This is a genomic window from Actinophytocola sp., from assembly GCF_009379765.1.
Lineage (GTDB): Bacteria > Actinomycetota > Actinomycetes > Mycobacteriales > Pseudonocardiaceae > Actinophytocola.
In genome coordinates, this window is sequence record NZ_WHTD01000029.1 from 1 (window position 1) to 24,525 (window position 24,525).

Sequence of the window (24,525 nt, forward strand, 5' to 3'; positions counted from 1 at the left end):
CTGCCGCTCATCCAAGTGCGGCAGGATCGTCCCGAACTTCGCCGCCAGGACCTGCTCATCGATCTCCACGACCATGGCCATACCAGAACCATGACAGAACAATCACGACATGTACAAGTTAATTTGAGACAATTCCTAAGCCCCCGGCCGGGTGAACACCCCGAAGTGGTTGCCGGCCGGGTCCTGCAGGTCCGCGAAGGTCAGCCCGGACGGTGTCGTGGTGGGCGGGTTGACGACCTTGCCGCCGAGGCGCTCCGCCTCCGCGACGGCCTTCGCCACGTCCGACACGATCACCACGAACGTCGCGCGACTCGGGGAGTTGCCCTCGGTGTCGAGGATCCCGCCGTGTGGGTGCTCGGCTCCCGCGCCGGTGGCCAGGTGGTACTTGCCGCCGCCGTTCGGGTCGGCCGCGAACGTCCAGTCGAACAGCTCGCCGTAGAACTTCTCGGCGCCCGCGGGGTCGTCCGTGTCGACCTGGATCCAGCCGACCGTTCCGTGTGTCATCCGATGCCTCCTCCTGGTTGGTGACACCAGGATCGGACGGCTTCGCGACAGCCCCCTGTCGGTGTTTTCAGGCGAGTGCGGGGACGCGCGTCACATTGCCGGGCAGGCAGACGGCGATCGACTCGGTCGGCCGCGCGGGCGCCGGCCGGCCCGTGTCGTGGCCGCCGATGATGCGGTCGAGCCGGAACACCCGAACGCCGTCGCGTAACCGGCACCAGGCCACCAGGTACCAGCCGCGCAGCCCGGCGAGGAACATCACCGGCTCGACCTCGCGCTCGGTGGGCACGCCGTCGCGGTCGACGTAGTCGATGCGCAGCACGCGCCGGGCGGCCACCGCGTGCTCGATGATCAGCGGGATGGCCACGGGCTCGTCCGCGTTGGCCGCAGCCATGAACTGGACCCGCTCGGCCAGCTCGCGCGCGGCCGACGCGTGCCGCGCGGGCATGGCCGCCATGATCTTGCCCAGGGCGTTGCGGGCCTCCCGGGCGAACGGCGAGCCGGCCGCGCCGCGCAGGGCCACCGACACGGCGACCGCCTCGGCGGGCGTGAAGTTCAACGGCGGCAACGTCATCGCCGGGTCGACGGCGTACCCGCCGCAGCGACCCTGGTCGGCGAAGATCGGCACGCCGGCCTGTTGCAGCGCGTCGATGTCGCGTTCGATGGTGCGCACACTCACCTCGTAGCGCTCGGCCAGGTGTCGGGCGGACCGCCGCCGGGGCGCGACGGCACGGAGGTCCTCGACGATGGCGTACAGCCGATCCGTGCGGTTCATGCCGCCGACGCTAGGCCGGGGCACCGACAGAACTGATCGTCCCCTCGAGGTGGGGCTTGCCGTTGCGGGCGCCGAACAGCTCGAACCGCCAGCCCGCGCCGTCCGGGGACGCCGCGAAGCCGACCTTCGACGGGAGCAGCACGGGCAGCTTGAACCGTACGTCGATCGTGAACGCGGCTGGCAGCCGGCCCTCGAACGCCGCGAGGCACCGGGCCTTGGTCCACATGCCGTGCGCGATCGCCCTGGGGTAGCCGAACATCTTCGCGGTGAGCTTGTGCAGGTGGATCGGGTTGCGGTCGCCGGACACCTCGCCGTAGCGCCGGCCGATGTCCGCCGGCACGGACCAGACCGCGGTCGGCGCGGGCGGTTCGCGATGTTCCTTGCTCTCCGCGGAGCCCGAGCCGGGTCCGCGGCGCAGGTAGGTCGAGACGTCGGTCCACACGACGTCGCCACCGATCAGCGCCTCGGAGATCATGTCGAACTGCTTGCCGCGCGGGTGGTCGCGCAGGTCCGCCACGTGCGCGCGCAGCTCCAGCTCGTCGCAGAGGCGCAGCGGCCGGGACTGGGTGATCCGGTTGGCCACGTGCACCGAGCCGGCCAGCGGGAACGGGAAGTCACCCGCGGCCATCAGCTTGATCTGCAAGGGAAAGGTGAGCATGTGCGGGTAGGTGGCCGGGAGCTCGTCGCCGAGCCGGAACCCGCACACCCGGTTGTACGCCGCGAGATGCCGCGGGTCGACGCGCACGCCGGCCAGCGAGTACGACGTGTCCGGCAGCTCGCCGCCCTTGCGCCGGAACCCCGTGAGCACGGCCCTCGGGTACAGCGTGGCCAGGCTCGGCGCGGCCGACAGCTGGGTGATCGCCACGTCAGGCCCCCAGCAGGCTCTGGCCGCAGACCCGCACGACGTTGCCGTTCACCGCGGCCGACCCCGGGTTCGCGTACCAGGCGATGGTCTCCGCGACGTCCACCGGCAGGCCGCCCTGGGACATGCTGTTCATCCGCCGGCCGGCCTCCCGGATGAACAGCGGGACGGCCGCGGTCATCTTGGTCTCGATGAAGCCGGGAGCCACCGCGTTGATCGTCGCGCCGCGCTCGGCGAGCCGTGGGGCGTAGGAGTCGACCATGCCGATCACGCCGGCCTTGCTCGTGGCGTAGTTGGTCTGGCCGACGTTGCCGGCGATGCCCGCGATCGACGAGACGCCGATGAGCCGACCGTTGTGCCGCAGCGCATCCGCCGCGAGCAGCGCGTCGTTCACCGCGAGCTGGCTGGCGAGGTTCACCGCGAGCACGGCGTCCCAGGCCGACTCCTTCATCTTGCCGAGGGTCTTGTCCCGGGTGATGCCGGCGTTGTGCACGACGATGTCAACCCCGCCGTGCCGCTCCTTCAGGTGCTCGACGATCCGCGCGGGAGCGTCCGCGGCGGTGATGTCGACCTGCAGCGCGGTGCCGCGGACCCGGTTGCGACCGCGGAAAGCTCGTCGCCCTGCGCGGGAATGTCGAGCGCGACGACGTGCGCGCCGTCGCGGGCCAGCACGTCCGCGATCGACGCGCCGATGCCCCGGGACGCGCCGGTGACCAGCGCGACCTTGCCGGCGAGCGGCCGCTGCCAGTCGTCCGGCTCCGCCGTGCCGGATCCATGCGTGCCGACCCGGATCACCTGGGCGTCGACGTAGGCGGATCTGGCCGACAGCAGGAAGCGCAGCGTCGACTCGACGGCCGCCTCGGCGCCCGGCGCGACGTAGACCAGCTGGACCGTGGCGCCGCGCCTGAGCTCCTTGCCGACCGAGCGGGTGAACCCCTCCAGCGCGCGCTGGGCGATCGCGGCACGCCGGTCGCCCGCCGACTCGGGCGGCGTGCCGAGCACGACCACCCGGCCGCAGGTGCCGACCGAACGGATCACCGGATGGAAGAATGCGTACATCTCCCGCAGCCGCTCCGGCGTGGTGATGCCGGTGGCGTCGAACACCAGCGCGGCGTGCCTTGTCGAGATGGCCGGCTTCTCGCCGTCGGCCGCGGCGAGCGGCTCGGTGAGCGCCTCGATCCCGGCCGCCTTGAGCACGGTGTGCACGCTGTCGAGCAGCCGGCCGCCCTGCGCGGCGCCGACCAGGGCCGGACCGTTGAGCACGGGGTCGCCCGAGCGATATCGGCGCAGCGGCGTCGGGTTGGGCAGGCCGAGCCGGCGGACGACCTGCCGGCCGATACCGGACCGGGCAAACTGCTGATAGCGGTCGGTCATGATGCTCCGCTTTCCGTGTTCGGCGCCTCATTCGACGCCGAGCCTACTCGCGAGTAGGTTAGGATTGCCAGCCGGGACGATGTCAGAGCGGGTCGACCGTCGGGGAGTGATCGAGAGATGGACCAGGTGCGCAGGGTCGCGATCGTCGGCGGCAACCGGATCCCGTTCGCCAGGTCCAACAGCCGCTACGCCACGGCGTCCAACCAGGACATGTTCACCGCCGCGCTCGACGGTCTCGTGAGCCGGTTCGGCCTGCAGGACGAGCGGTTGGGCGAGGTCGCGGCCGGCGCGGTGCTCAAGCACAGCCGCGACTTCAACCTGACCCGGGAGAGCGTGCTCGGCTCGAAACTGTCCCCCGAGACGCCCGCCTACGACGTCCAGCAGGCGTGCGGCACCGGCCTGCAGGCGGTGTTCCAGGTGGCCAACAAGATCGCGCTCGGTCAGCTCGACTCCGCGGTCGCCGGCGGCGTGGACACCACCAGCGACGCGCCGCTCGGCCTCAACGAGGACCTGCGGCAGATCTTCCTCGAGCTCAACCGCGCGAAGAGCGTCGGCGCGCGGCTCAAGGCGCTCACCAAGCTGCGGCCGACCCAGATCGTGCCGGACGTCCCGCGCAACGCGGAACCGCGGACCGGCCTGTCGATGGGCGAGCACGCGGCGGTCACCGCGCGCGAATGGGGCGTGAGCCGGGAGGCGCAGGACGAGCTGGCCGCCGCGTCGCACCAGAAGCTCGCCGCGGCCTACGAGCGCGGCTTCTTCGGGGACCTGCTCACGCCCTACCTCGGGCTGACCCGCGACCAGAACCTGCGGCCGGACTCGTCGGCCGACAAGCTCGCCAAGCTCGAACCGGTGTTCGGCGGCGGCGAGGGCACGATGACCGCGGGCAACTCGACACCGCTGACCGACGGCGCGTCGACCGTGCTGCTGGCGTCGGAGGAGTGGGCCGCCGCGCGCAGCCTTCCGGTGCTCGCCCACCTGACGTACTCGGAGACCGCGGCCGTCGACTACGTGCACGGCCGCGAGGGCCTGCTGATGGCGCCGGCCTACGCGGTGCCGCGGATGCTCGCGCGAGCGGGACTGTCCTTGCAGGACTTCGATCTCTACGAGATGCACGAGGCGTTCGCCTCGCAGGTGCTGGCCACGCTGGCGGCCTGGGAGAGCGTGGACTTCGCCAAGGAGCGCCTGGGCCTGGACGAGCCGCTCGGCTCGATCGACCGGTCGAAGCTGAACGTCAACGGCTCGTCGCTGGCCGCGGGCCACCCGTTCGCCGCGACCGGCGGGCGGATCGTGGCCACCCTGGCCAAGCTGCTGCACGAGAAGGGATCGGGCCGGGGCCTGATCTCCATCTGTGCCGCAGGTGGCCAGGGGGTCACCGCGATCGTCGAAGCCGACTAGGCAGGCACCTGGGCGTCGCTCCAGCCGAGGTAGTTGACGAAGTAGTTCTTGTTGGTGCGGTGCCCGATCGCGCCCGCGACGCTGGAGGAGTAAAAGCCGCCGTTGCCGTCGGAGATGCCGACATGGCCCCACTGGCTCGTGTTCCAGTACACGAACGCGCCGCGCGGCGCGTTCCAGTCACCGGGGTGGGCCTTGCCCCACTGGATCGCGCCCTGCCAGTGGGCGATCGCCGACGCCCAGACGCCGGTGGTGCCGTAGGCGTTCTCCACGGCCATCTCGCAGTAGCCCTCCCAGCCGGAGTTGCCGGCGTGGCCTTCCATCCACTGGATGGCGCCCTCGATCGTGCCGTCCCCGGGCGACGCCGGGGTGATGTCCTCGATCGCGACGGATGCCGGTGTGGTCGCCGGCGCGGCCGTGGCGCTCGCGGCGAACGGGACGGCGGCCAGCGCGACCGTGGCGGCGCCGATCGCGACCGAGCGGGCCAACCTGATCAGATACATGTTCACGAAATCTCCCCGACGAGATGTGATTTTCCAACTGACGATCAGGGACGTTACCGTGCGCGTCCGCGCGATACCAGGCCGTGAGCGGGATGCGTTGCCGGAGGAAACGCGACACGCCGTAGGGCTTTCTGGCGCAATATCGGGTTCCCGCTAGAAACCTGGATACGGTGCGATCGTGGACCCGGTGCGCAACCCATTCGCCCCCGGCGCGGGACAGCGCCCTCCCGAGCTCGCCGGCCGGGAGAAGGAGGTCGCGGCCTTCGACGTGGTGCTCGAGCGGGTCGCGCGCGGGCGCCCGGAGCGCAGCCTCGTGCTCACCGGACTGCGCGGGGTCGGCAAGACCGTGCTGCTCGGCGAGCTGAGGTCGATGGCCGTGCGCCGCGGGTGGGGCGCCGGCAAGATCGAGGCCAGGCCGGACGCGGGACTGCGCAGGCCGCTGTCCGCCGCGTTGCACCGGGCCGTGCGCGATCTCGCCGTGCGGCACCGGGCGCCGGACCGGGTCGAGCAGGTCCTCGGCGTGCTCAAGGCGTTCGCGCTGCGTGCGAGCCCGAGCGACGCCAAGCTGCGCGACCGCTGGCAACCGGGCATCGACGTGCCGCCGACGCAGGGGCGGGCCGACTCCGGTGACATCGAGATCGACCTCGTCGAGCTGTTCACCGATGTCGCCGAGCTGGCCCAGGACGTCGGCACCGGCGTCGCGCTGCTGATCGACGAGATGCAGGACGTGATCGCCGACGACATCTCCGCGCTGTGCGCCGCCTGCCACGAGCTGTCCCAGTCCGGTGCGCCGTTCGTGGTCGTCGGCGCCGGGCTGCCGCACCTGCCCGCGGTGCTGTCGGCGTCGAAGTCGTACTCGGAGCGCCTGTTCCGGTACGTGCGCATCGACCGGCTCGTCCGCGCCGACGCGGACCAGGCGATCATCGCGCCGGTCTCGCGCGAAGACGCGAGCATCACCGACGAGGCGCTGGACGCGCTCTTCGACGCGGCCGGCGGCTACCCGTACTTCATCCAGGCCTACGGCAAGGCCGCCTGGGACGCGGCGCCGAGCGACCCGATCACCGCGGAGGACGTCGGCGTAGCCGCACCGGAGGCGGAGGCGGAGCTCGCGGTCGGCTTCTTCGGCTCGCGCTACGAGCGGGCGACGCCGGCCGAGCGGGAGTACCTGCGTGCGATGGCCGAGCTGACGAAGGGCAAGACCGATGAGGGCGCGGCGACCTCGGACATCGCATCGCACCTCGGACGCAAGCCGTCGTCGCTCTCGCCCGCGCGGGACTCGCTCATCAAGAAGGGCCTCATCTACTCGGCCGAGCGGGGCCGGATCGCGTTCACCGTGCCGCATTTCGGGCGGTACCTGCTGAACATGGACGACTAGTTCCTCTGCCGCTTTCTCGTCGCGTCTAGCGATCTTGCTAGACATCTGGATACTTCCACATCGACTCCCGGGGTGCCGTTCGGCTACGTCCGGTTCATGAGTCAGTTGACCGATGAATCACTGGCTTGTGGTCCGTCTCACCGAATAGATGAGTGTCTTTTAACGTTGCAAGAGGCATAATGGTCAGTAGCTGGAGGAACCAGCGAAGCCGTAGAAGGAGATGCAGAACCCGATGAACATCGCCGCGAAGCTCCGAGCCCGCCGTGTCGAGGCCCGCAACCGCCGGGCGGTGAGCCGTGCCGTCGCCGAGGCCAAGACGCCGGCCATGCGGGACGAGATCCTGATCATGGCGCAGCGGCAGGCCAACCACGTCCGATAAGTCGGCCAAAGTTTTTTCGTGGCCGTGTAACGCCCCAGGCGACACCCACGATGAACGGATTGACCCCGCAGTGCTGGCGGACCCCCGACCTGGCAGCACTGCGGGGTTTCCATCTGGGCACTCGCCGCTGACGCGGCCTCGCGCCCACCCCTTCGTCATTGCTCTGGGGGGCCGAGCCCCCCAACCCCCCACGGTGCGACACCCACCCAACCCAGCGTGGTCACCACCGCCGACTCCGGCCCACTCGCCGCTGACGCGGCCTCGCACCACCCCTTCGTCATTGCTCGCCGCTTCGCGGGCTCGCGGGCTCTCGGCGGGGGAGACTCAGGGCGCACGGTTGGACATTGACCAGCTTGGGGCAAAGTTCGTGTTCCTGGTTGTGTGCTTGTGATCAAGCAAGCACAGTGCCTGGCATGAGTGCTGTGTCCGTGGAGTCGACCGAGTTGTTCGTCGGGACGGTTGGGGCTCCGCTTCACGTTGTTTGGGTGTCGTTCACCGGGGCCGGTTCGGCCCGGGTTCATGTCGAGGGCCAACGGGTTTCCACCCCCGAGCCCGTCGACGTGGCGGTGTCGGGGCAGGTCGTTGTCGAGGTCGGGGTCGACACCCGGGGCGCCGCTCCGGGCACCGCACTTCCCGCGCGGGCCGTCGTCACCTCTGGTACCGATCGCGTCGAGGTCGACTTCGAGCTCGTCGTGGCCGAGCCCGGCTGGACCATGCACATGGTCAGCCACTTCCACTACGACCCCGTCTGGTGGAACACCCAGGCCGCCTACACGATCGCGTGGGACGAGCTCGACTTCCCCGGCTCGCACCGCGGCGCCCGCCAGCTCGCCGGCTTCGACCTGGTCCGCGCGCACCTCGACCTCGCGCTCGCCGAGCCGGCGTACCGCTTCGTGCTCGCCGAGGTCGACTACCTCAAGCCGTACTGGGACACCTACCCGCAGGACCGCGAGGTACTGCGCCGGCTCATGGCCGAGGGTCGCGTCGAGATTCTCGGCGGCGCCTACAACGAACCGAACACCAACCTCACCGACCCCGAGACCACCATCCGCAACTTCGTGCACGGCATGGGTTTCCAGCGGGACGTGCTCGGCGGCGACCCGGCGACCGCCTGGCAGCTCGACGCGTTCGGCCACGACCCCGCGTTCCCCGGGTTCGCCGCGGCCGCCGGACTGACCTCCACCTCGTGGGCACGCGGCCCGTTCCACCAGTGGGGCCCGATGGAGCGCACGGCGGCCGGCCAGGGCGACCCGAGGCGCATGCAGTTCCCGAGCGAGTTCGAGTGGGTCTCGCCGTCCGGGCGCGGGCTGCTCACCTCGTACATGACCGACCACTACGGCTCCGGCTGGGCCATGGACTCCGCGCCCAGCGTCGAAGCCGCGTGCGACGCCGCGTACGCGTTGTTCCTCGCGCTGAAGCAGGTCGCCACCACGCGTGCGGTGCTGCTGCCGGTCGGTGGCGACTACACGCCGCCCAACAAGTGGGTCACCGACGTGCACCGCGACTTCGCCGCGCGGTATGTATGGCCGCGGTTCGTCTGCTCGCTACCACGCGACTTCTTCGCCGCGGTCCGGGCGGAGCTCGCCGAGTGTGGGGAGGAGCCCGCGCCGCAGACCCGGGACATGAACCCGATCTACACCGGCAAGGACGTTTCCTACATCGACACCAAGCAGGCCCAGCGCGCCGCCGAGGTCGCGGTGCTGGAGGCCGAGCCGTTCGCGGTGTTCGCCACGCTGCTCGCCGGTTCGTCCTATCCGGACGCGGCGCTCGCGAAGGCGTGGGTGCAGCTCGCGTACGGCGCGCACCACGACGGGATCACCGGCTCCGAGTCCGACCAGGTGTACCTGGACCTGGTCACCAGCTGGCGGGACGCGCACGACCTCGCCGCGGATGTCCGCGACCAAGCACTTTCCGCGCTGTCCGGCCAGGTCTCGCCGCTGCCCGGGGCCGGGCTGCCGGTCGTGGTGTGGAACTCCCTGAGCCACAGCCGATCCGACCTGGTGACCGTGCGGCTCTCCGCGCCGCTCGCCGGCGTCACGGTCGTCGACGAGTCCGGGGCGGCGCTGCCGGCGCTCGTGGAGCACGACGGGCACTCGGTGACCTTCCGCGCCACCGGCGTGCCGCCACTGGGCTGGCGCGCCTACCGCGTCGAACCGTCCACAGCGGACGACCAGGGGTGGGTCCCGGTCGACGGCGTGGCCGCGTCGTCGGAACGCTACCGGGTCACGGTCGATCCGGCGCGTGGGGGTGGCGTGGCGAGCCTGCTGGAGCTCGCGTCCGGGCGAGAGCTGATCGCCGAGGGGCGGGTGGGCAACGAGCTCGCGGTGTACGAGGAGTACGCGGACCATCCCACGTTCGGCGAGGGGCCTTGGCATCTGCTGCCGAAGGGTCCCGTCACGACGTCGGCGTCCGCGGCGGCCTCGGTTTCGGTCGCGCGCGGCCCGGTCGGGGAGCGGACCACGGTCACGGGCGCGGTCGGGTCGGTGGCGTACACGCAGGTGATCACGTTGTGGCACGGCGTGGACCGGGTCGACTGCACCACGACGGTCGACGACTTCACCGGGTCCGACCAGCTGCTGCGGGTGCGCTGGCCGTGCCCGGTGCCGGGAGCGCTGCCGGTGTCCGAGGTCGGGAACGCCGTGGTGGGACGTGGTTTCGGGCTCGTCGACGTCGACTCGGCGCAGCACCCGTGGACGCTGGACAACCCGGCGCACACGTGGTTCGGACTCTCCTCGGCGGCGGCGCTGCGGCTGGCCGACGGGGCACTGCGGCCGATCGGTGTCGCGGAGATCATCGTGCCGTCGCCGGCCGATGCCTCGCCGCTGGCCAGGTCGCTCGCGGTGGCGCTGGCCCGGTCCGGGGTGACCGCGACGGTGTCGTCCGCCACCGGGCCGCGGTACGGCGACCTGGCCGTCGACTCGAACCTGCCGGACGTGCGGATCACGTTGGGTGACGCGGAGACGAACGCGTTCACCGCATCGGTCTTCGACGGTTCCGAGACGGGCGTCTTCTGGGTGGCGCCGGACAAGCCACTGGCGGAGGTGTGGCAACCGAGTGCCGATCTGCGGGACGCCGGCGCGCTCGGCGTGCTGGTGGTGTCCGCCTCCCACGCCGACCTGCCCGCGCTGGTCGAGTCCATTGTGGAGGATCTGGCCGACCACGTGGTCGAGGTCGGTTCCGGGGACCCGGGGCAGCCGCCCTTCGCGGGGGAGACGGTGGCGTTGCTGAACCGTGGGCTGCCGGGCTTCGCGGTGGACTCGGAGGGAACGCTGCATGCGTCCTTGCTCCGGTCGTGCACGGGCTGGCCGTCGGGGGTGTGGGTCGACCCGCCTCGGCGGACCGTGCCGGACGGGTCGAACTTCCAGCTGCAGCACTGGACCCACGAGTTCCGGTACGCGCTGGCCTCGGGTTCCGGCGACTGGCGTTCGGCCGGGATCGCCGAGGTGAGCGCCGAGTTCAGCCGGCCGCTGCATGCCGTGATCCCCGCGTCGTCGGGTTCGTTGCCTTCCTCCGGCTCGCTGCTGCGGGTCGAGCCGGCCGACCGGGTGCGGCTGGCGGCGGTGAAGGCGGCCGGGAACCCGCTGGTCCGCGGTTCGGCCGTGGCGCCGTCGCCGCATGCGCGGGTGGCGTTGCGGGTCGTGGCCCACACCGGCGAGCCGGTGGCCGCGCGGATCGGCTCGGACGTGATCGAGTTGACCGACCTGGCGGTGGCGAACCTGCTGGAGGAGGCCACATCTCCCATGTCCGGTGACGTGGTGGAGGTCGACGGCTGTGACGCGGTGACCGTGCTGGCCACCCCCGTCCTCGCCGCTCACTCCACTGTGGACGGTACATCGATCGGCGCAGAGGCGGAGCCCGCGCAGCCGCTGTACGCGAAGTACTGGCTGCACAACCGCGGCCCGGCACCGCTGGGTGGCCTGCCGCTGGCGGTGCACCTGGCGCCGACGCTCGCCGATGTCGAGCCCGGCGGGTCGGCGACGCTGCGGCTGACCGTGGCCTCCGACTGCACGGACGCGGACCTGCCCGGCATCGTTCGCCTGGTGCTGCCGGCCGGCTGGCGGGCCGACGCGGACGAGGTGCCGTTCGGTCTGCGGCCGGGTGGCCACCTGTCCGCCGACGTGACGGTGACCGCGCCCGAAGACGCCGTCACCGGGCGGTATCCGGTGCGGGCGCGGCTCTCGCCGGCCGGTTCGCTGCCGCCGAGCTGGCGGCAGGAGGTGGAGGACGTGGCGATTCTGACGGTCGGCCCGCCGCCGGGGGATCGGTTGATCCGGCTGGCCGCGGATCCGTCACCGGTTCGCGTGCGGACGGGTTCGCGCGCGCGGCTGGCGGTGCGGGTGGCGTCGTCGGCTTCCGCGCCGCTCGCGCTGGAGGCGGCGCTGGTGAGCCCGTGGGGTACGTGGGAGCTGGCCGGGCCGCGGGCGGTCGGCGCCGAGGTCCCCGCGAACGGCGAGGTGGAGCTCGGGTTCGATGTCGCCGCGCCGCCCTGGGCACCGCCCGGGAAGTGGTGGGCCCTGGTCCGGGTGGCCGGGGCGGGGCGCGTGCTCTACTCGCCCGCGGTTCCGCTGGAAGTGCTGCCATGAGCTCCGCCGCCCCCGGCGCGTCGGCGGTGGCGTGGGTGTCCGGCGACCCCGTCGACGTGTCCGACGTGGACGAACGGGAGGCGTCGCTGCGGGCCAGGCCGGTGGCGGCGACGTTGCCGCGGCCGGGGACCGGTGAGGGGCGGCAGCTGCGGCGGTGGCTCGTGCAGGTGCTCGTCGCCGAGCGGTTGGTGGCGGCGGAGGCTCTCGCGCGGGGGTTGACCGCGGCCGATGCGCCCGACCTGCTCGAGCTCGCGCCGGATCGGGCGGCGATGCTCGGGTTGGGGAGTGTCGCGGCCGACCTGCTGGCCCGGAACGCGCCGGCGCGGGCGGTGTTCGTGGCGGTCACCGCGGAGGTCGTCGTCGCGCGGGAGCGGGTTCGGCAGTACTACCTCACCAATCCGGAGGGGTTTCGGGTTCCCGAGCTTCGGGTCGTCCGGCACGCGATCGCCGAGTCGCCGGCGCCGGTCGACCCGGCTGGCCGTCCACTTCGGACGTTGCGGCGCGGTGAGCTCGCCGGGCGGGTCGAGGAGGCGGTGTTCGACGCGGCGGAGGGTGCGGTGGTCGGTCCGGTGCGGGACTCGCTCGGGTGGCACACGGTGCGGGTCGTCGAGGTTCGGCCGGGTCGGGTGCGGTCGGTGGACGAGGCGCGGGACGAGATCACCGCGCGGCTGCGGTCGGCGGCGCGGCGGCGGGCGTTCACCGCCTGGTTGGACCGGCACGCCGCGGACGAGGTCCGGCTGGCGCCCGGGTTCGAGCATCCCGGCGATCCCGGGCAGCCCGACAACACCCACCGGCACTGATGTCCGGGCTCGTGCTCGCGGTGGACATCGGTGGCACCAAGATCGCCGCCGGCCTGGTCGACCGCACCGGGCGGCTGGTGCGGCACGCGACCCGGCCGACCGCGGCACCGGTGTTCGACGCGGTCCACGCCGCGATCGACGCCGTTCGACCCGGGTCCGTGCTGGCGGTGGGGCTCAGCAGCGCGGGTCCGGTGGACGGCCCGGCCGGCACGGTGAGCCCGATCAACATCCCGACGTGGCGCGGTTTTCCGCTGCGGTCACGGCTCGCCGAGGTGCTGCCGGGCGTGCCGATCGCGCTGGCGGGGGACGGGCTGTGCATGGCGGCCGGCGAGCACTGGCTCGGTGCTGGGCAGGGCAGCGACTCGATGCTGGGCATGGTCGTCTCCACGGGCGTGGGCGGCGGTCTGGTGCTGGACGGGCGACCGTTCGGTGGCCGGACCGGCAACGCGGCGCACGTCGGCCACGTGGTCGCGGAGCCGGCCGGCGGCGACCCGTGCACCTGTGGCGGCCGGGGCTGCGTGGAGACCGTGGCGAGCGGCCCGAACCTGGTCCGCTGGGCCCGGCGCCAAGGCTGGACCAGCGACCGGTCGGCGTCGGCGGCCGAACTCGCCGCCGCCGCGTCGGGCGGGGATGCGATCGCGCTCGCCGCGTTCCGCCGGGGTGGGCGGGCCGTGGGGATGGCCGTCGTGGCGACCGCGACGGTGTGCGATCTCGACCTCGTGGTGATCGGTGGTGGGGTGGCGCAGGCGGGCGAGGTGCTGTTCGGGCCGGTGCGGGAGACCGTCGCCGAGCACGCGGGGCTGTCCTATCTCGCGGACCTTCGGGTGGAACCCGCGAAGCTCGGCACGCGGGCCGGGCTCTTCGGCGCCGCGGCACTGGCGTTCCGGACCCTCTGAGACATATGCTTGTCTCAGTCAAGCAATTGTTTCACGGGAAACGAGGCGCTACCCATGTCAACTGAGGTGCCGGTCGAGCGCATATCGAGCGTTCGGGCGTTCAACCGCAGCTACACGAAGTTCCTCGGCGCGCTCGATGATCACTTGCTGAGCACGCCTTATTCGTTGACAGAAGCAAGAGTTTTGTTCGAGCTGGGGCAGCGCGAGGAGACCGAGGTCGCGGAGCTGCGGCGGGTCATCGGGCTGGACGCCGGGTACCTGAGCCGCCTGCTCGGGCGGTTCGAGGAGAGCGGGCTGGTCCGCCGCGAACGGTCGGCCTCGGACGCGCGGCGTCAGGTGATCCGGCTGACGAACAAGGGCCGGGACGCTTTCCGGGTGCTGGACACGAAGTCGATCGCGCAGATCCGGGCGCTGCTCGGTGACCTCAGCCACGACGAGCAGCAACGCCTGGTCGACGCGATGGACATGATCCGCAGGCGGCTGGCGAGCTCCGAGGCCCGGCCGGAGGTGCGGCTGCGCCCGCCCGCGGCCGGTGACCACGGCTGGGTGATCGAGCGCAACGGCGCGCTGTACGCGCAGGAGCACGGGTGGGACTCCTCCTACGAGGCGCTGGTCGCGCGGATCGTCGCGGGCTACCTGGACAAGCACGACCCGGAGCGGGAGTCGGCGTGGGTGGCGGAGCTGCACGGCGAGCGGGCCGGCGCGGTCCTCTGCGTGCGCAAGGACGACACGACCGCCAAGTTGCGGCTGCTGCACGTCGAGCCGACCGCCCGAGGCGCGGGCGTCGGCACCGTGCTGGTCGACGAGTGCATCCGGTTCGCGCGCGAGGCCGGCTACACGTCGATGGAGCTGTGGACGGTGTCCGTGCTGGAGCCGGCGCGGCGGATCTACCAGCGGGCGGGGTTCGAGCTGGTCGAGGAGGACACGTCGGTGCGGTTCGGGCACCGGCTGACCGGCCAGACGTGGCGGCTCGCGCTCTAGTTCTGGTCCCGGGGTAGCCGGCCCATCAGGTAGAACTCGTCGTTGGGCCGCAGCGCGGTGAGGTGCGCGATCCGGTTGGAAAGCGCGAAGAGCGCGGTGACGGCGCCGATGTCCCAGATCTCGTCCTCGGTGAGCCCGGCGTCGCGAGCGGCGTCGAGGTCGACACGGCTGAAGGTGACGGGATCGACGGCGAGCGCCAGCGCCAGGTCGACGACGGCCCGCTGCCGCTCGGTGAGCTCGACGGTCCACGGGTTGGCCGCGACGCGATCGGCGATCCGCGGGTCCTTGGCACGGATGCGAAGAATGGCCCCGTGCGCGACGACGCAGTAGGTGCAGCTGTTGGCCCCGGAGGTGGCGACGACGACCAGCTCGCGCTCGGCCTTGCTGAGCCCGGAGTCACGCTCCATGACCGCGTCGTGGTAGTCGAGGAACGCACGCAGCTCGGCGGGCCGGTGCCCGAGAGCGCGGAAGACGTTGGGCACGAACCCGGACTTCTCGGCGATCTGACCGACTCGCACCCGAAGATCATCGGGAAGGCCGTCGACATCGACGACCGGGAACCTGCTCACATCCTCAGCCACGTCCCACACGCTACCCGTTGACCTGCAAGAACCTCGGGCTGTGTCCATGAACGTCGGCCGGGTTGGCGACACGCTGCTCACCGTGCGCGATGACTGACCACTTGGCCCACCTCGACGCCGAACCGGCGGTTCCTCGAACGACAGCTCGACCGGTGCGTGAGCCATCGGGCCGAGTGAAGCCGACGCTCACGGTGCGTCACGAGCGGGCATCCCCGTCACTGTGGACAACGGGCTGACAGGTGGATGAACTGGGCATGTCCGACACGTTGCCAGGGCGTTGGCTACGGGTTCTGCCGGCAATCGGCTACCCCATGCTGTGCACAGCTTTGTCCACAGGTTGTGGACAAAGCTGGTGGACAGCTAACAGCCAGCACCCATCCGGTGATGCTCGGCCAGGTGATCGCCCACGATCAGCAGGCAGGCGATGCATCGCGGCCCCGCGTGCGATCGGGTGATCTTGTCGATCGGCACGCTGTGGCTGCAGGCCGCCTCGACGAAGCTCGCCGGTCGCTCGCCGGTGACGAAGGCGTGCACGCGTTCGTCGTAACGGGACAGCTGCCACGCCCACATCTCACACCTGTCGGTCTCGCACATGCCCGACCTCCACGATCCCGGCGCTACTGTCTGTGCAGACGTAGCTATCACGGAGCCATGGTGCAACTTGCAGAAAATCGGGGAGACCACTCTTCCGAGTGATCTCCCCGATCCGTGCGAGACCTCTGCGCGAGACCTCAGCCGAGGCGCTGCTTGAGCACCTCCAGCTCCTCACGCAGCAGCGTCGGGAGCTTCTCGCCGATCTTGTCGAACCACTCCTCGATGAGCGGCAACTCGGCCCGCCACTCGGTGACGTCGACCTTCAGCGCGGCCTCGATCTCCGCGTGCGACGCCTCCAGGCCCGACAGGTCCAGGTCGTCCGCGGTCGGCACCCAGCCGATCGGGGTCTCCGCGGCCGCCGCCTTGCCCTCGATGCGCTCGATGGCCCACGTCAGCACCCGGGAGTTCTCCCCGAAGCCCGGCCACAGGAACTTGCCCGGGCGCGGGTGTCCCGCATCAGACACTGTGTCGGCGCGCCGGAACCAGTTCACGTAGAAGATCTTCGGCAGCTTGGCGGCGTCGGCCCGCTTGCCGGTGTCGATCCAGTGCTTGAAGTAGTCACCCACGTGGTAGCCGATGAACGGCAGCATCGCCATCGGGTCGCGGCGCACGACGCCGACCTTGCCCTTGGCCGCGGCCGTGGTCTCCGACGACAGCGTGGCACCCATGAACGTGCCGTGCTGCCAGTCACGCGACTCCGTGACCAGCGGAATCGTCGTCGCGCGGCGGCCGCCGAAGAAGATCGCCGAGATCGGCACACCCTTCGGGTCGTCCCACTCGGGGGCGAGGATCGGGCACTGCGCCATCGGCGTGCAGTACCGCGAGTTCGGGTGCGCCGAGGGCTCGTCGGAGTTCGGCGTCCAGTCCTGCTTCTTCCAGGACGTCAGGTGCGCGGGCGGCTCACCCATGCCCTCCCACCAGATGTCCCCGTCGTCGGTGAGCGCGACGTTCGTGAACAGGGAGTTCCCGTGTTCGATGGTGCGCATCGCGTTCGGGTTGGTGTGGTAGTCGGTGCCCGGCGCCACGCCGAAGAAGCCGGCCTCGGGGTTCACCGCGTAGAGGCGGCCGTCGCCGCCGAACCGCATCCACGCGATGTCGTCGCCGAGGGTCTCGACCTTCCAGCCCGGGACGGTGGGCTCGAGCATCGCCAGGTTGGTCTTGCCGCAGGCGCTCGGGAACGCGGCCGCGACGTAGTAGACCTTCTGCTCGGGCGAGATCAGCTTCAGGATGAGCATGTGCTCGGCGAGCCAGCCCTCGTCCCGGCCGATCGTCGACGCGATCCGCAGCGAGTAGCACTTCTTGCCGAGCAGGGCGTTGCCGCCGTAACCGGAGCCGTAGCTCCAGATGGCCCGCTCCTCAGGGAAGTGGGTGATGTACTTGGTCTCGTTGCACGGCCACGGCACGTCCTCCTGGCCGGGCTCGAGCGGTGCGCCGACCGAGTGCACCGCGGGCACGAAGTCGCGCTCGTTGCCGTCGTCGTCGACGAACCTCTCCAGCGCCTTCGTACCCATCCGCGTCATGATCTTCATCGAGGTCACGACGTAGGCCGAGTCGGTGATCTCCACGCCGAGCATCGGCTGCTCCGCCGACAGCGGGCCCATGCAGAACGGGATCACGTACATCGTCCGACCACGCATCGACCCCCGGAAGAGGTCGGTCATGATCGTCTTCATCTCGGCGGGTTCCATCCAGTTGTTCGTCGGCCCCGCGTCCGCGGGATCCACGGAACAGATGAAGGTCCGCTCCTCGACCCTGGCGACGTCGTCGGGATCGGAGGCGGCCCAGAACGAGTTCGGCTTCTTCGCCAGGCGCGTGTAGGTGCCGGCCTCGACCAGCTCGTCGGTCAGCCGACTCCACTCCTCGTCGGAGCCGTCGACCCAGACCACCTCGTCCGGCATCGTCAGCTCGGCGACTTCACGAACCCATGACAGAAGCCGCTTGTGGGCCGTCGGTGCGCTGTCCACACCTGGAATTGCCACTGCCGTCATCTCGCTTCGTCTCCTGACTGAACGCCGAAATGCCGCTAGGACCCCGCTGTCCTGTAGTGCGGACATCGGCGTCCTGGATGAAACGGCAAAGCTCCCGTCCGGGAACCGGACGGGTCATGCCGCGTTGGGATGTCAAGAGGTTAACCAGATGAACGGCGGCTAACCGAGTCCTAACGTGTCGGCTCCCTCACAAGACCGATTCTGAAATCGATTCAGCACTCCTTTGCGCGAGTGGGCTCCCACACAGACCCCGAAAAAGATCGATCCCGGTGCGCCGAAACGCACCGGGATCGATCGTTGTGCAGTTGTGCCGCGACTGGTCAGGCGAGGGTCAGCGCTCGGCCCACGCGGAGTCCGACCCGCTGGTGGACGACGAGCCGTCCGACTCGTAGGAGCCGTCGGAGTTGATGTGGCCCTCCTCGGCGACGGTCCACTCGCCGTCACCGGTGTGCTCGGCCACGGTCACGTCGCCGTCGGACTCGATGACGACGGCCTGGTCGGCATCGCCGTCGCCGTCGGTGTCGGTGAACGCGTAGGTCGTGCCGTCGGTGTCGGTCACCACGGCAGTGTCGTTGTCCCCGTCGCCGTCGGTGTCGTAGGTGGCCGGCCCCGCGTCGACGTCCTCACCCGGCATGTCGACGGTGATGCTCTCGCTGTCCGAGGACGAGTCGTCGCCGGAGTCCCTGGTGTCGGTGGTGTCGCTCGAGTCGTCCGAACCGGTGGTGCCGTCGGCGCCGTCGCCCGTGGGGGTCGGCAGGGTCTCGACGTTCTCCTCCTGCCACTCGCCGGTGGTCTCGTCGTACTCGGCGCCGGCGACGATGTTGCCGTCCTCGTCGTACTGCACGGCGACATCGGCGGTGCCGTCGCTGTCCGTGTCCGCGTACGCCACGTAACCGTCTCCGGTCTCGACGACGGCGGTGTCGTTGGCGCCGTCGCGGTCCATGTCGTAGTTCTCTTCGACCTCGTACTCCTCGCCGTCGACCTCGACGGTCAGCTCGTCGTGACCAGCGGTGTCGGTGGTGTCGGTGTCAGTGGTGTCGTCGGCCGAGGTGTCGTCGTCCACGTACACGGGTTGCCCCCTTATTGGAAAGTCTTGATGTGTTGTCGCGCCACTATGACTAACCGTAGGCCCGGTTGGTTCCCGGGCCAACGACAGTCCGCCAACGGCCCCCGACCGGGTCAGGCGCGGTCGCGGACCGACCGGATGCTGGCGAGGAGCTTCTCCGTGCGGTCCCGCCCGGCGGTGACCTCGGCCAGGCGCTTGTTTACCACGCCCAACCGCTTGGCGCGCTCGGAGGCGTCGAGTCGTAACGCCTTGTCCACCTCGCGGAGCTCTTCCTCGATACCCGCGATGCGCTTGCCCAGCGCCTCGTCCAGGGCGAGCGCCAGCTGGGACTCCGCCTCGATGAGCTGCTCGGACACCAGCTGGTCCAAAGTGGACCGCGCGTCGGTGATCGACTCGGACAGCCACTGCTTCATGTGCTGCTTGTCCGCGGTGTGCTTGCGGGTGCGCTGCAGCCACCAGCCCGCGCCGAGGCCGATGATGGCCACCGGCGCCAGCGCGACCAGGCTCGCCCCGACCCCCGCACCCGCGCCGACCGCGCCGAGGCCGGGAAGGAACCGCGCGACCATCGAGCCCGCACCGAGACCACCGGTGGCGCCGGTGAACACCAGCAGCTTGTCCTCGGTGGTGGGCTGGCGCTTCTCCGGCGGGCGCAGCACGACGGGCGGATGCCCGGCGCGGGCGAACTGCGCGCGGATCATCTCGAGCTCCTCGATGGAGAACAGGTCGGCGAGCACGGTCTCGGTCACCCGGTTGAGCCGCGCGCCGACGGACGCGCCGATCCGGCCGGACACCATCTGCATGGCCGCGTCGACCTGGCCGGGGAGGGTGGGCAGCATGTCCCGGTCGGCGGCGTCGATGGCCTGCCGGAACCACGACTGCATGTCGCGCATCTGCCGGGCGACCTCATGGGTGTTCTCCAGGCGGGCGCGCTGGATCTCGCTGCGCATCCGGACCTGCCAGCCCTTGGTGGACGAGCGCCGCTCGCCGGTGAGCTCCTCCTTGCGGCCGCGCAACGACTCGGCCTCCTCCTCGCCGGTGGACAGCGCCCGCCGCTCGGACTCCAGCTTGATGTTGAGCTCGGTGAGCGCGGTGGACAGCGCGCGCATCGTGTTGGCCTCGGACAGCATGACCGACCGGCCGATCAGCAGGTCGGTGAGCGCGGTGCGCAGGGCCTCGACGCCGGACCGCTCCCGCAGCATGGCGGCGGCCTCGGCGTTGGGCGCCTTGTTGGCCATGTCGTACATGCGGGCGGACACCGGGTGGAACGTGGCGCCGGCGAACCGCGGCGAGTGCTCGGCGAGCAGTGCCTGGTCGGCCTCGAGCACCTGGCGCCAGCCGCGGTACTGATCCACTTTGGACAACGCGAAGACCACGGTCTCGACCCGCTCACCCACGTTGGCGAGGAAGTTGAGCTCCCCCAAGGTGAACGGGGCCGAGGCGTCCACGACGAACAGCAGCGCGGTGGCCGACGCGGCGGCCTCGGCGGCGAGCTCGCCGTGCACCGACTCGAGCCCACCCACGCCCGGGGTGTCCACAATGGATAGCTTGGCGAGGAACTCGACCGGGCCGTCGACCTCGACGTAGCGCGGCGGCAGCTCGCCGGCCGGCAGTGGGTGCGACGCGGACACCCACTGGATGAGCTCGCCGAGGTCGACCGGGACCGGCGCGAGCTGGCCGGGGTAGCAGGCGCGGGCCTCCCAGCTCTCCGCGTGGCCGAACACCAGGTAGGTGGCGGTGGCCACGTCGGCGTCCACAGGGGACAGTCCGGACCGGCCCAACAGCGCGTTGACGAGCGAGCTCTTGCCGCGGTTGGTCTCGCCGACGACGACCGCGGACGGCTTGCCCTTGCGCTTGGCCCGGATCTCCTCGACCCACTTGGCCGCGTCCTCGTCGGACTCGCGAACGAGCGCGAGGAGCTTCTCGCGGGCCTGGGCGACCTGCTTGGGCAGCGACAGCTGCTGGGCCGGAGCACTCATTGCGCCGCCTTGCTGTAGACGGTGACGACCGGTACCCGCAGCACCTCGCCGCGATCGGCGAAGCCGACCACCTCCGTCTCGGCGACCAGCCCGTCGAGCGTCTCGTCGGTGGTGGACACCGTGCCGCCGGCTTCGTGGAACGCCGGGTCGAACCGGTTGCCGTCCGGCCGCAGCGCGGAGACGCCGATGCCGGCCAGGCCCTCCTCGATGCGCTCGGCCACGCCCGCGCTGCGGGCCCGGTCGAGCGCGTAGAGGCACAGCTGCACCAGCGTCCGCCGCTCGGAGAGCGCCAGGTCGAGCACGCCCGCACCGGGCGCGGGCTCCGCCGAGGCGTCCGGGTCGGCGACGTCACCGCCGACGTCACCGCCGGCGACCAGGCCGTCCGCGGCGATGCCGGCCTGCGGTCCGACCTGGTTCACCTGGTGTTGGGCCTGGTGCCGGGGTTGGCTCGCCGCCCGGGCCGCCTCGGCGATCACGTGTGCCTTGACCTCGATCGTGGACTCCGCCGAGCCGGCCAAGTCCGGTGCGTCCTCGTCGTCCTTGCCACGCTTGAACCAGGAAGCCATGTCCCCACTCACCCCGCCTGTTCGCGAAGTTGTTGCCAGATAAGGAAGTATGCGCGGTGCACGACGTGCGCGACCCGGCTTTGCGCAGGGGTGGCACCGAACGACGCGAACGAGCGCCACCAGCCGGCTCGCTCGAGTGCGTAGGCGGACAGCTCCTTGTGCGGCCGGCCGCGCAGGCCGAGCTGCTCGCCGATGTCCGCGGTGCTGCCGACCCGCAGCACCTCCTCGGCCAGGTCCTCGGGCATCGCCACCGCGCCGGAGGTGACCAGGGTGAGCGCCTCGAGCAGCCGCAGCTGGTGGGCCTCGGGCTTGGCCAGCAGGACCTCGATGGCGTCGTGCACGCGCTGCCGCTCGCCGGGGTCGCCGGAGGCGTGCGCGAGCGCGGTGACCGACGCGAGCGCGGCGGCCGCCTTGATGCCGTCGGCTCTGGCCCGGAACACCGCGTCCAGCCGGCCCCGCACGCCGGCGAGGCCGGAGGCGTTGAGCAGCGTGCGGCGAAGCGACCCCGCGGTGAGCTCGGGGTCGGCCCGCAGCGCGTCGACCGCGACCCGGATGCCGAAGAGGTCGAGCTTCTCGAGCAGCCGGGTCCTGGTGCCGGTGGGGACCTCGCAGTCCCAGGTGGCGAAGATGTCCGCGGACATCAGCATGGTCTCCCACGTCGCATCGTCCAGTTTGGACAGCGAGCGGAGCCCGTCGGCGTCGGCCGAGGTGAACCCGCCGGACTCGGCGGACTCGGCGAGGAGGCCGATGACCGGGATGACGTCGGCCACTCGTGGCTTGAGCGTCTGGGCCTGCTTCTCGGCGAGCAGGCTCGCGGCCTTCCACACGTCGCCGTCGGAGCCGGTGACCGACTCCGGCGTGATCGTGTCGGCCTTGTTGAGCACCGCGATGGCGTTGACCGGGCCGGCCTCGCGGCTGGCGGTGGCGGCGGTGAACGCGGCGAGTGCCTGCTGGTCGTCGGCGCGCACGCCCTGGGTGACGACGTAGAGCACGGCCTCCGCGCCGGCGACCGCGTTGCGCGAGGTGGGGTCGAGCTCGTCGTCGTCATCGTCGGCGGCGGAGTCGCCGGTCGCGTCGCCGGTCGCGTCGCCGGTCGCGTCGTCGGGCTTGCGGTGCTTGGCGGCGCCGAGCAGCTGCTCGGTGCGCTTGACCGACGCGTCGTCGAGCGAGCCGAGGCCGGGGGTGTCGATGACCGTGAGGTCGCGCAGCACGGCGTTGGTGAGGTATGCCTCCAGGTGCGAGACCTTGTCGAAGTCGACCTCGAGGTCGTTGGGGATCATGCCGCCCGCGTCGAACGGCAGCACCTGCTTCTTGCCGTCGAGGAACACCAGCTCGACCCGGTCGACCGTGCCGTACTGGAACCGGGTGACCAGCCGGGTGCACTCGCCGACGTCGGTGGGCGCGACCCGGCGCCCGATCAGCGCGTTGACCAAGGTCGACTTGCCGGACTTGATCCGGCCGGCGACCGCGACCTGCAGCGGCGCGGACAGCCGGCGCAACACCTCGCGGAACCCCGCGGCGGTGCGCGCGGACACCTGCGGCTGCAGCCGGGTGCACAGGTTGGCCACCGCGGCCGACAACGGACCGGCGAGATGCTGCTGCTCGGTAGCCGTCGTCACGCGTCACTCCCCTCGAATGGCACCGGCCATGCACAACTGATCGTGCCATGACAGGACGACACCCGGGGGGCGGTACTGCACAACGGTGGGGCACCGGTCGGCCAGCGCGGCAAGCGGGTCCCTGGCCGGTGGCGAGGGCGGATGGCCGGCAGCCGGCTGCGCACCGACCCGCACCAGGTGCACGAGCTGGTCGCGGACCCCGCTGCCACGGCGCGACCCCGTTGTCCGGGTCGACGACTTCTCGGCTCCGGGCCGCTCGCCGGAGAGGCCGATCCCGGTCGGGAAGTCGAGCCGGGCGTTGGCCACGAGCCGCGGCACGACGAGGGCGGCCGGCGTCTGGTCGTCCACCGCTGGCAGGACGAGGCACGAGACCGGTGGCCGCACCACGAGCGGCACGGCGGCGATGAGCGCGGGGGGCGAGGTGTGTTCTCCACCCACCGCGAGTCCATAGCCCGGGCGTCAACCCTGCGGCGTAGTGCCCGTGCGACCTGCGCCTGACGCCGATCAAGGGCTCGGCTGCCTACGCTTCGTTCGTGCGTCGGTTCAGCCTGTGGATGAAGGCACACCCCATGGTCGGGGACAGCCTGCTCGCCGGCCTGCTCGCGTTCCTCGACCTGGTGGCCTTCGTGAGCCGGGCCCAGATGGACCCCGCCACCGCGGCCACGCCCTGGTACGTGTCGGTACCGATCATCCTCGGCGTGGTCGTGCCGCTGGTCTTCCGCCGCAAGTACCCGATCCTGGCCGCGTACACCACGATGCTCGTCGGCATCCCCCATTCGGCGCTCGAGCTCGGCGCGGCGAGCCTGCTCTCGGCCTGCATCATGCTGTACACGCTGGTCGCGTACGTGGGCCGCAAGCCCGCCCTGCTCTACGTGCTCGCCAACGCGGCGATCAGCGGCATCCAGATCCCGCTGCAGTTCGAGTCCGTGCAGCAGGGGGCCGTGACGCTCACCGTCGTCGCGCTGATGCTCGCGCTGAGCTGGGCCGTCGGCGAGTTCGTCGGCGCCCGCCGCGCCTACCAGGCGGAGGTGGAGCAACGCCTCGCCCTGCTGGAAGTCGAGCGGGATCACCAGGCGCGGATCGCGGTGGCCGCCGAGCGTGCCCGGATCGCCCGCGAGCTGCACGACGTCGTGGCGCACGCGGTGAGCGTGATCGTGGTGCAGGCCGACGGCGCCGCCTACGCCGTGCGCTCCCAGCCGGAGCTGGCGGAGCGGGCGGTCAAGACGATCTCCTCGACCGGGCGCGAGGCACTGACCGAGCTGCGCCGGCTGCTCGGCGTGCTGCGCAGCGAGGACGCGGGCGGCGAGCTCACCCCGCAGCCGGGCACCCAGTCGCTGTCCGAGCTCGCCGAGCGGGTGCGCGCGGTGGGGCTGCCGGTGCGGCTGGAGATCGTGGGCGACGTCGACGACCTGCCGGCCGGCGTGGGCCTCGGGATCTACCGGATCGTGCAGGAGGCGCTGACGAACTCGATCAAGCACGCCGGCCCCGGCACGAAGGCGGTGGTGCGGGTGGAGCGCACCGGCGACCGGGTGGACCTGGACATCTCCGACGACGGCCGGCAGACCGTGCGCTCGCTCGTCGGGGTGTCCGGCGGCAACGGGCTGATCGGCATGCGGGAGCGGGCGCTGGTTTTCGGTGGCTCGCTCGACGCGGGGCCACGGCCGGGCGGTGGCTGGCAGGTTCGCGCGAGGCTCCCACTGGGGACCGAGTGAGG

At 71.3% G+C, this 24,525-nt stretch carries 20 protein-coding genes and 1 pseudogene; 8 read left to right on the top strand and 13 right to left on the bottom strand.

Annotation, left to right across the window (positions count from 1 at the left end):
- Positions 1-135: 135 nt before the first annotated feature.
- From GEV28_RS11555 to GEV28_RS11570, 4 genes and pseudogenes are all read right to left on the bottom strand, one after another.
- Positions 136-504, bottom strand: coding sequence for a VOC family protein (locus tag GEV28_RS11555; RefSeq protein ID WP_291411522.1), 369 nt, complete (start codon positions 502-504; stop codon positions 136-138).
- Positions 505-571: 67 nt separating this feature from the next.
- The gene (locus tag GEV28_RS11560; RefSeq protein WP_291411524.1) at positions 572-1,276 is read right to left on the bottom strand and encodes a YafY family protein; all 705 of its coding nucleotides are present in this window, start codon (positions 1,274-1,276) and stop codon (positions 572-574) included.
- A gap of 10 nt (positions 1,277-1,286) precedes the next feature.
- Positions 1,287-2,141 (bottom strand): MaoC/PaaZ C-terminal domain-containing protein, encoded by an 855-nt coding sequence (locus GEV28_RS11565; RefSeq protein ID WP_291411526.1) that lies wholly within the window; start codon positions 2,139-2,141, stop codon positions 1,287-1,289.
- Position 2,142: 1 nt separating this feature from the next.
- Positions 2,143-3,512, bottom strand: a pseudogene (locus GEV28_RS11570) (3-oxoacyl-ACP reductase).
- 117 nt (positions 3,513-3,629) lie between these two features.
- On the opposite strand from GEV28_RS11570, the gene GEV28_RS11575 reads away from it, so the two are divergent.
- Entirely contained in the window at positions 3,630-4,907 is a 1,278-nt protein-coding gene (locus tag GEV28_RS11575; RefSeq protein WP_291411528.1) for an acetyl-CoA C-acetyltransferase, read from the top strand.
- On the opposite strand, the gene GEV28_RS11580 is transcribed toward GEV28_RS11575, so the two are convergent.
- Positions 4,904-5,413 carry a CHAP domain-containing protein gene (locus GEV28_RS11580; protein ID WP_291411530.1) on the bottom strand — a complete coding sequence of 170 codons (510 nt, stop codon included), beginning with the start codon at positions 5,411-5,413 and terminating at the stop codon, positions 4,904-4,906. The two genes, GEV28_RS11575 and GEV28_RS11580, sit on opposite strands and share 4 nt — an antisense overlap.
- Before the next feature lie 172 nt (positions 5,414-5,585).
- On the opposite strand from GEV28_RS11580, the gene GEV28_RS11585 reads away from it, so the two are divergent.
- The 6 genes from GEV28_RS11585 (at position 5,586) to GEV28_RS11610 (ending at position 14,421) form a co-directional block, all read left to right on the top strand.
- Positions 5,586-6,782, top strand: coding sequence for an AAA family ATPase (locus GEV28_RS11585; protein ID WP_291411532.1), 1,197 nt, complete (start codon positions 5,586-5,588; stop codon positions 6,780-6,782).
- Between the two features lie 220 nt (positions 6,783-7,002).
- Positions 7,003-7,161, top strand: coding sequence for a hypothetical protein (locus tag GEV28_RS11590; RefSeq protein ID WP_291411534.1), 159 nt, complete (start codon positions 7,003-7,005; stop codon positions 7,159-7,161).
- Positions 7,162-7,646: 485 nt separating this feature from the next.
- Complete coding sequence (locus GEV28_RS11595; RefSeq protein ID WP_291411536.1) at positions 7,647-11,744, top strand: NEW3 domain-containing protein; 4,098 nt, start codon at positions 7,647-7,649, stop codon at positions 11,742-11,744.
- Entirely contained in the window at positions 11,741-12,544 is an 804-nt protein-coding gene (locus GEV28_RS11600; protein WP_291411538.1) for a peptidylprolyl isomerase, read from the top strand. Before GEV28_RS11595 ends, GEV28_RS11600 begins: the two co-directional genes overlap by 4 nt.
- Positions 12,544-13,440, top strand: a complete 897-nt coding sequence (locus tag GEV28_RS11605; protein ID WP_291411540.1) for an ROK family protein — start codon at positions 12,544-12,546, stop codon at positions 13,438-13,440. The genes GEV28_RS11600 and GEV28_RS11605 overlap by 1 nt, the downstream gene beginning before the upstream one ends.
- A 54-nt stretch (positions 13,441-13,494) precedes the next feature.
- Entirely contained in the window at positions 13,495-14,421 is a 927-nt protein-coding gene (locus GEV28_RS11610) for a helix-turn-helix domain-containing GNAT family N-acetyltransferase (protein ID WP_291411542.1), read from the top strand.
- Here GEV28_RS11610 and GEV28_RS11615 read toward each other — a convergent pair.
- The 8 genes from GEV28_RS11615 to GEV28_RS11650 form a co-directional block, all read right to left on the bottom strand.
- Positions 14,418-15,002 carry a peroxidase-related enzyme gene (locus tag GEV28_RS11615; protein ID WP_291411544.1) on the bottom strand — a complete coding sequence of 195 codons (585 nt, stop codon included), beginning with the start codon at positions 15,000-15,002 and terminating at the stop codon, positions 14,418-14,420. The two genes, GEV28_RS11610 and GEV28_RS11615, sit on opposite strands and share 4 nt — an antisense overlap.
- A gap of 360 nt (positions 15,003-15,362) precedes the next feature.
- Positions 15,363-15,596: a hypothetical protein gene (locus GEV28_RS11620; protein WP_291411546.1), complete on the bottom strand. Its 234-nt coding sequence runs from the start codon at positions 15,594-15,596 to the stop codon at positions 15,363-15,365.
- A gap of 137 nt (positions 15,597-15,733) precedes the next feature.
- Entirely contained in the window at positions 15,734-17,584 is a 1,851-nt protein-coding gene (locus GEV28_RS11625; RefSeq protein ID WP_291411548.1) for a phosphoenolpyruvate carboxykinase (GTP), read from the bottom strand.
- 331 nt (positions 17,585-17,915) lie between these two features.
- Positions 17,916-18,653, bottom strand: coding sequence for a hypothetical protein (locus tag GEV28_RS11630; protein WP_291411549.1), 738 nt, complete (start codon positions 18,651-18,653; stop codon positions 17,916-17,918).
- A 110-nt stretch (positions 18,654-18,763) separates the two neighbouring features.
- The gene (locus GEV28_RS11635) at positions 18,764-20,626 is read right to left on the bottom strand and encodes a dynamin family protein (RefSeq protein ID WP_291411551.1); all 1,863 of its coding nucleotides are present in this window, start codon (positions 20,624-20,626) and stop codon (positions 18,764-18,766) included.
- The gene (locus GEV28_RS11640) at positions 20,623-21,192 is read right to left on the bottom strand and encodes a nucleotide exchange factor GrpE (RefSeq protein WP_367115087.1); all 570 of its coding nucleotides are present in this window, start codon (positions 21,190-21,192) and stop codon (positions 20,623-20,625) included. The genes GEV28_RS11635 and GEV28_RS11640 overlap by 4 nt, the downstream gene beginning before the upstream one ends.
- Before the next feature lie 8 nt (positions 21,193-21,200).
- Positions 21,201-22,811, bottom strand: a complete 1,611-nt coding sequence (locus GEV28_RS11645; protein ID WP_291411553.1) for a dynamin family protein — start codon at positions 22,809-22,811, stop codon at positions 21,201-21,203.
- Between the two features lie 3 nt (positions 22,812-22,814).
- Positions 22,815-23,249: a hypothetical protein gene (locus tag GEV28_RS11650; protein ID WP_291411555.1), complete on the bottom strand. Its 435-nt coding sequence runs from the start codon at positions 23,247-23,249 to the stop codon at positions 22,815-22,817.
- A gap of 131 nt (positions 23,250-23,380) precedes the next feature.
- Here GEV28_RS11650 and GEV28_RS11655 point away from each other — a divergent pair, with 131 nt between their 5' ends.
- Positions 23,381-24,523 carry a sensor histidine kinase gene (locus GEV28_RS11655; RefSeq protein WP_291411619.1) on the top strand — a complete coding sequence of 381 codons (1,143 nt, stop codon included), beginning with the start codon at positions 23,381-23,383 and terminating at the stop codon, positions 24,521-24,523.
- The last annotated feature ends 2 nt before the right edge of the window (positions 24,524-24,525 follow it).

Bases quoted from the DNA above. Each gene is read 5' to 3' on its own strand.
- GEV28_RS11555 (WP_291411522.1), bottom strand. From the start codon at position 504: ATGACACACGGAACGGTCGGCTGGATCCAGGTCGACACGGACGACCCC.
- GEV28_RS11560 (WP_291411524.1), bottom strand. From the start codon at position 1,276: ATGAACCGCACGGATCGGCTGTACGCCATCGTCGAGGACCTCCGTGCC.
- GEV28_RS11575 (WP_291411528.1), top strand. From the start codon at position 3,630: ATGGACCAGGTGCGCAGGGTCGCGATCGTCGGCGGCAACCGGATCCCG.
- GEV28_RS11590 (WP_291411534.1), top strand. From the start codon at position 7,003: ATGCAGAACCCGATGAACATCGCCGCGAAGCTCCGAGCCCGCCGTGTC.
- GEV28_RS11600 (WP_291411538.1), top strand. From the start codon at position 11,741: ATGAGCTCCGCCGCCCCCGGCGCGTCGGCGGTGGCGTGGGTGTCCGGC.
- GEV28_RS11605 (WP_291411540.1), top strand. From the start codon at position 12,544: ATGTCCGGGCTCGTGCTCGCGGTGGACATCGGTGGCACCAAGATCGCC.
- GEV28_RS11610 (WP_291411542.1), top strand. From the start codon at position 13,495: ATGTCAACTGAGGTGCCGGTCGAGCGCATATCGAGCGTTCGGGCGTTC.
- GEV28_RS11620 (WP_291411546.1), bottom strand. From the start codon at position 15,596: ATGTGCGAGACCGACAGGTGTGAGATGTGGGCGTGGCAGCTGTCCCGT.
- GEV28_RS11625 (WP_291411548.1), bottom strand. From the start codon at position 17,584: ATGACGGCAGTGGCAATTCCAGGTGTGGACAGCGCACCGACGGCCCAC.
- GEV28_RS11635 (WP_291411551.1), bottom strand. From the start codon at position 20,626: ATGAGTGCTCCGGCCCAGCAGCTGTCGCTGCCCAAGCAGGTCGCCCAG.
- GEV28_RS11640 (WP_367115087.1), bottom strand. From the start codon at position 21,192: ATGGCTTCCTGGTTCAAGCGTGGCAAGGACGACGAGGACGCACCGGAC.
- GEV28_RS11655 (WP_291411619.1), top strand. From the start codon at position 23,381: ATGGTCGGGGACAGCCTGCTCGCCGGCCTGCTCGCGTTCCTCGACCTG.